Origin of the sequence: Xanthomonas campestris pv. asclepiadis, assembly GCF_020784175.1 — a bacterium.
Taxonomy (GTDB): domain Bacteria; phylum Pseudomonadota; class Gammaproteobacteria; order Xanthomonadales; family Xanthomonadaceae; genus Xanthomonas; species Xanthomonas campestris_D.
In genome coordinates this window covers 23,798-30,031 of sequence record NZ_JAJGQM010000058.1, presented here as the reverse complement: position 1 = coordinate 30,031, position 6,234 = coordinate 23,798, and the positions used below count along the sequence as shown (strand labels likewise).

At 51.4% G+C, this 6,234-nt stretch carries 4 protein-coding genes and 1 pseudogene; 3 read left to right on the top strand and 2 right to left on the bottom strand.

All coding sequences use genetic code 11. From position 1 onward, the window contains the following. Nucleotides 1-66: 66 nt before the first annotated feature. A pseudogene (locus tag LL972_RS19165) lies at nt 67-780 on the top strand (IS3 family transposase); the annotation flags it as partial. 114 nt (nt 781-894) lie between these two features. Here the strand turns inward: LL972_RS19165 and LL972_RS19160 are convergent. Together LL972_RS19160 and LL972_RS19155 are read right to left on the bottom strand one after the other, a co-directional pair. After that, nucleotides 895-1,404 (bottom strand): DUF2441 domain-containing protein, encoded by a 510-nt coding sequence (locus tag LL972_RS19160; RefSeq protein ID WP_080098557.1) that lies wholly within the window; start codon nt 1,402-1,404, stop codon nt 895-897. Nucleotides 1,405-1,937: 533 nt separating this feature from the next. Beyond that, nucleotides 1,938-2,606: a hypothetical protein gene (locus LL972_RS19155; RefSeq protein WP_228328938.1), complete on the bottom strand. Its 669-nt coding sequence runs from the start codon at nt 2,604-2,606 to the stop codon at nt 1,938-1,940. Between the two features lie 802 nt (nt 2,607-3,408). On the opposite strand from LL972_RS19155, the gene LL972_RS19150 reads away from it, so the two are divergent. Both LL972_RS19150 and LL972_RS19145 read left to right on the top strand, forming a co-directional pair. Continuing rightward, on the top strand, nt 3,409-3,723 hold the full coding sequence (locus LL972_RS19150) for a helix-turn-helix domain-containing protein (protein ID WP_080098434.1): 315 nt from the start codon (nt 3,409-3,411) through the stop codon (nt 3,721-3,723). A 117-nt stretch (nt 3,724-3,840) separates the two neighbouring features. Then, nucleotides 3,841-6,207, top strand: coding sequence for a DNA cytosine methyltransferase (locus tag LL972_RS19145; protein ID WP_228328937.1), 2,367 nt, complete (start codon nt 3,841-3,843; stop codon nt 6,205-6,207). Nucleotides 6,208-6,234 lie beyond the last annotated feature (27 nt).

The window sequence follows — 6,234 nt, the reverse complement described above, 5'->3', positions numbered from 1 at the left end:
TCGTTGGTCTCCTTGGTGGCTAGTGTGCCCGGGGACCTCTAACTATGGATGGACCAATTTTACGGGGAGTCGACAATTGCGCTTCTGTCCGAATTGGCCGAGCGCTTTCCCGAGCGTGGTTTTGGAAAGCTTTTTCAGATCATCGGCTGTCGCGGACATGTGTGGAATCATAAAAGGGTGTGGCGCATGTACTGCCTGATGAAGCTCAATCAACGTCGTCGCAACAGGCGCCGGATCCCGACGCGTCATCCAAAACCGTTGGCATGCGGAGCACACCCCAATGCCGGATGGTCGATCGACTTCATGTCCGATGCGCTGTGGGATGGTCGACGCCTCCGTACGTTCAAGGTCATCGACGACTTCAGCCGGGAAGCCTTGACGATCGAAGTGGACTTGAATCTTCAGGCCGCCCGCGTCATCCGCACCTTGGAACGCATCGCGGCCTGGCGCGGCTACCCGGGCAAACTTCGCTTGGACAATGGCCCGGAGTTTGTCGCATTGGCCTTGTCCGAGTGGGCCGAGCGCAAGGGCATCGTTTTGGACTTCATCGAGCCGGGGCGTCCAATGAAAAAAGGTTTTATCGAACGCTTCAACGGCAGCTACCGGCGCGGCGTGCTGGACATTCATATCTTCCGCACGCTGAGCGAGGTTCGCGGACAGACCGAAAACTGGCTGGCCGACTACAACCAGCAGATCCCGCACGTCAGCCTGGGCGGGCTAACACGCGCCCAGTTCCGTGATCAACATCAACCGCAGACCTCTAGTTTTGGCTGGCATTGAATTAAGAGGAGTCGACGATGGACGTGGTCACAGCGATGTTGCTCCACCATGACCTTGATGCCTGAGCTAAGCTAATTGGCTAATTGGCTAACTGGGTTCGGTTCGAATGGATCGTCAGACAGGCAGCACGCGTGTAACACGAAAGTGCCCGGTTGCTAGAAGCTCATATCGACCGAATCCATGTCCAGACCAGTAATTAGTTGCTCTCCCCTCAAGCTCAATGATGTTCTCAGGATTATTTGTTAGATGTTGCTCGTATGCTTTATGCAGAGATCCATCAAGCTGCTCTATCTCCAAAATCCGCCTCATACCATTATGCGGAATTCTTGAGAGCCAGTCTCGTGCATGAGCTTCAGAGTCGCAAAGCCAAATGCAGTTCTTTCGAGACGGTAGGCCAGGATTTTTTTCAAGTCTAATGTTCTCAAAAACAGACTCCCGAAGCATTATCGAGAAGTTCACTTTGACGTCGGTTTCCGTTATTTTGTCTTCAATTCTAGTGGCAGATTTGATCCAATTGCTGAAGATGGGATTGAGGTTTTTTCCTGCATTGAATTCTTGATGCGCGCAAAGAGGTTTCCAATTTGTGCGATGGTGAGAATCTGTGTCGATGTGAAAATATTTCATGCCAGTCTAAAAACTGAAGTGATCCGAGTTGCGAAGCGAATTCGGCTTGAATAATTTGTTGAGCAGTGAGTGGCTGCACTGATTGGATGGTGCAACCACGCTCTCCAGCACTAACGCCTGCGCTGAGTGTGCCACAGCTTGTAGGATTGAGTATGCATCGGTAATGCTATAAGTGCAAAAATGCAAGAGTGATTTACAATGAGCTCGGCCCTAGAGTGATGTTGGATGGCAAAGCCGGGGGCGTCCAATCTAGGCAAGGATGAGTCACTATGGGAATGGACGGTGTCAGCTCTACGAAGCTATTCGAAGATGTGGGCGCCGATGTTGTTCCTCGACCATGGCATAACGTCCGAATTCAGCGGACGCCGAAGGCGGTCTGTTGCAATGATTGACTAGGCTGCATTTTGCAAGAGTTGATGCAGTCAAGTGTCACGGACAGCTTCAAGTCAACGGGCGCGCGGGAGTTGCTCAGACTGATACAGAAATGTCAGTAGAGAAATTCCATTTCGCAGCGTGCGCCCATGGTCACCCTCCTATATTAGTTTAAGCCATGATATGGGAACGGTGTCATCGAAAAGTGGGCTGCAAGATAGTTGAGCTGGGACACAAATGCCGTTTCCTGCTACTGCAATATGCGCGCCATAAGCTAATGCATCCGCATAAAGGGTTGAGCATACTAGCGCATTTGCCGCTATTGGAATCCGACCTCCTGTTCTGTCGTGGAATCCTTGGCCCCTAACCGCTTTCCACCAAAGACGAACCAAAAAGGAGAAATCATAAGATTGTTTCAAGTTCACAATAGCGCCAGTAGCGACCAGCGTGCGTTCGCGGTCTGTCAAGCCTAACGGGCGACGAATCTTGATTAAATGCTCGCCGTCTGCATACTCATTGAGTGACCGAATCATAACTCCGCGTCTGCGACCAGGAACTCCGAAATTTGCCTCGCAAATATTCTCGCCGTCGCCAATCCAGACAGCGGCATGCGTCCAGCGCGCATCTAGAGCGGAGTAGGCTTTAGATTGAGCTTGTATGATCTTGCGGGAGGTGAAATCAGGTTCTTCGCCAGCAGGGCCAGTGAGTATCAAGTCTCCGGCCTGAAAGGCTGAGCAATCAACTAGGTGGCCAAATTTCCGGGTGGCTGCAGGCAATGCCAAACGTGAACTGCAAGTACCAGTGCAAGCGTCCCCAGGGGCAACTTCCATGTGTGAATAAGCCTGGTTGTTAGTCGGGGAAGATTCGTTTGAAAAGACTAGTCCGTGATTCTGTATCTAATAAGACCACACGTGGGTTGGCCGAATCCTTGGTTCCATACACCTCTACATCCGCACCGTTTATGAGGCCGAGTTTGCGGAATGGCTCTCCTGCGTAGCGAGAAATACCCTTGGGTGATTTGACTAGCAATGCATCGGGCGGTAACCCAAAGACTGCTCCATTACGCAATTTGATATAAAAAACGGAATCGCCAACTGTCCGAGTCACTCTGCCTGGCTCGTGCGAAGCACTCAAAATTCGTTCCAAGTTAGCAAGGCTAAGACCAGGGTTCATGTCTGCTCTCCATCTAGTAGCAGTGATGCCTGCTGACTCTACTCTAGGCAGCAGATTTCGCAAGAGGGAAAGCCAATTCATCTGTTCAGACAAGACGAATTACTAGCTGCCGTGAACGGCGGGCTGGTAGCCAAATAACCAAATTGCAGCTATGACCAAATCGGAAGAGCTCTGGGTGCAGGGATATCATCGTTTCGTTCTCAGCGCCGAAGAGCTCGCGCCAACGCCCAGCTTTGCCTCCTCGCCACCCAAAAGAGCTGTCCTCACTCGATTGCGGCATTGCAACGATCTTCCGTCGGCGGTCTTGCAGAGTCAGCATCACTTGAATTCCTACGTAGATCACGTATGATTCGATCAGTCTCGGAGTGGGATCAGTCCCGGCTCCTGAGACAGGAATTTGTTTCAATGCGTACCACCTACGCTGACTGCCTTGTTGCCAAGTGAAGCGGAGAGATTCAGATGACGATTCAAAACTCAGCGGTGATGCAGTCTGGTCTCGACCACACAGATGGCCGGCTCGTTCGGAAGGTAACCCTACGATCCGATAAGGTTGAGGTCCCTGATCTGCCAGATTTGACCGCAGAAGAGCTTGTGGAGATCAGGAACGGATTGCGGATGTCGCGGACTGTCTTTGCAAAATATTTGCGCACCAATGCGCGGACGCTTGAAGGTTGGGAGCAGGGACGCGCACGTCCAAATGCGCAAGCAGTTACTTTGATTCGATTGGTTCAAAAGCATCCAGAGACAGTTGAGTATCTTGCTGGACTGTCATAATAACGAACGTTGTGGCATTGACGTTAAATCGAACTGACACTATAAATAAGTATGTGGCATTAACGTTAAGCCAAGTGCACGCTAATTATCTATCCATTTATATTGAGTTATTATTGAATGATTGATTCTGTTCTTAAGCTGGTTCATGATCGTATCCAACGTGAAGGGATCGACTTGAGTCAAGCGGCTAATGCAATCGGCATTGGCGCTTCAGCACTAGCCCGCCATCTAGACGGCGAGTATGTGCGTAGCGATTCTCTTGCTAAGTATCGGATGTGGCTCGATGGAACTGCTAAGTCCCAGCGACAAAAAGAAGGTGTTGAAGCAGCGATCGCGCCTGTGGAGCCTGCCGATATCAGTCCCCAAGGGGATATGCCCACTTTCGACAAGCCGCGAAACGTGGTCGATCTTTTCTGTGGTTGTGGTGGTATGTCGCTTGGCTTTGAGCGTTTGAACGGTGGAGGAACTTTCCGAATCGCAATGGCGTTGGATATCGAAGAGCCGATGGTCAAGGTGTTCAATGACAACCATCCGTCGGCTGGTGAACTCGGTATCGCCAGGCAAGCTGACATTGCAGACTTCATGAGTGAAGGCGAGGTCCAGGCTTACTATTTGGATCATTTGGCTAGATCCACGAAAGACTTGATCCTTGCAGAACGCCTAGGTGCCGTGGGACATGGCGGTATTCCTGCTTTGCGTAGCAAGATGCACGCTCATGACAAGCTGTTTCTCAGCGCTTTAGCTCAGATCCGACGTGACCCAGCCTACATCGCGGCGTTGAAGGGTGTGAGCGGAGCGGCGCTAAACCAGACCTCAGTGGGTGGCTTTCACTATGCCACCAAGCTTCCGTTGACGGGATCAGGGCATCCAAAGATGGGCCCTCTAATCTGGTGTATGGATGGTGAGACGCCATCTGTTGCAGGTATCGATAAGCTAATTGTCGATGAAAAGCTGCTGCGCGCCTGCAAGGCACGTGCTCGAAAGCTGTGGGACAAAGAGGCTGAAAAGCTCTCTCAACGTGGCAGTGGATCTGGGCGTGGGCAACTCGCTTCTGCTGCTGAACGTATCCAGCGCTTCCAGATCTTCTTGGATAGTGCGCCGATGCAGCGCGTCAAAAAGCTCTGGATCGAGTGGCGCGGTGAGCGGGAAGCTCTACGCGTTGCTTTTTTCGACGACATTGGCGTTCAGAAAAATCTGCGGAAAGTCTATGAGTCAGGCTACCAAGTCTCCGTGGTGCTGGGTGGTCCACCCTGCCAGGGGTTCAGTCGAATTGGTCGCGGGAAGATCAGAAGCTTACGTGAGCAGAGCGTCCATGTGCACGAGGACGAAGATTCAGTCGACAGTCGCAATCAGTTGATGCATCAATATGTGCTCTTCGTCGCGGCGCTTGCGCCAGAAGTCTTTCTCTTTGAGAACGTAAGACATTTTCAGGCAGTAGTTAAATCGGAGGGAATTGAATTCGATGCCGCTGACATTTTGGCGGAGGCTATCGAGGCGGTTTCGGAGCGCGGTATTGGCTATAAAGCATCAAGCCGCATCGTTGTTGCTTCCCAACATGCAGTGCCACAGAACCGAGAGCGTTTTGTTATGGCAGGCGTTCGGCTCGACACCGCTGAGAGTCTCCATGACATTGACGCTGCTGAATGGTGCCTGGCGCTGAAGCGCCGCACGCCAGTGTCCTTGCAAGTCGCTCTTGAAGGTTTGCCGAATCCCGATTTTGACAGTCAAAGCAAAAGAACTGTATCGAGGTCTATTGAGCATGCCAACGAGGAAAGCTCTCTTGCTTTCGTGTCAGGTGATGCTGCATTCCGTAATTGGACTTTCAAAGGTCAAGTGATTGATGCGCACATCGCTCGTCAACCGCGCCCAGATGACGCCGCTTTCTTTGCAATGATGGGCCCGGGCAAGCGGTGGATGGATTATCGAGCAGATGAATCTCCTACTCTAGCAAAGTTGAATTCTATATTTGTATCTCTCAAGGAGGAGATGAAAAATAATCATCAGCTATCAAAAAAACTTGGTGTAAGCGCAGCAGAGGTAGAGGAGTTGTCCAGCATGATGGATGGTTCTCTGACCATCCGGCTTCTTTTGGAATGTATCGCGCCTCAACCCGGTGAGCTGCAACATCATCTTCTTTCAGAGAACTACCTTCGCAAGCGCGAAGGAGCGCATGGGGACTGGATGTCACGCATGGATCCTTCTGTTCCCTCAAAGACCATCGTCAGTCACATGGCAAAAGACACATATGCATATGTTCATCCTTTCTTGCCACGGACGCTTTCAGTTCGCGAGGCGGCCAGAGTCCAGTCGTTTCCTGATGACTATCGTTTCGGTGCGGTCGGCTTAGTGGATGGCTTCAAAGTCGTTGGGAATGCTGTGCCGCCATTGTTGAGTCAGCAGTTTGCAGAGCGTGTGGCTGTAGCTCTTTCGCGAAGTGATTTTTCACGGAAAGTTGCGGCGCAGGGAAAAAGCAGAAAGAACTAGGGGCTTTTTTTGACCAGACCAGGCAAG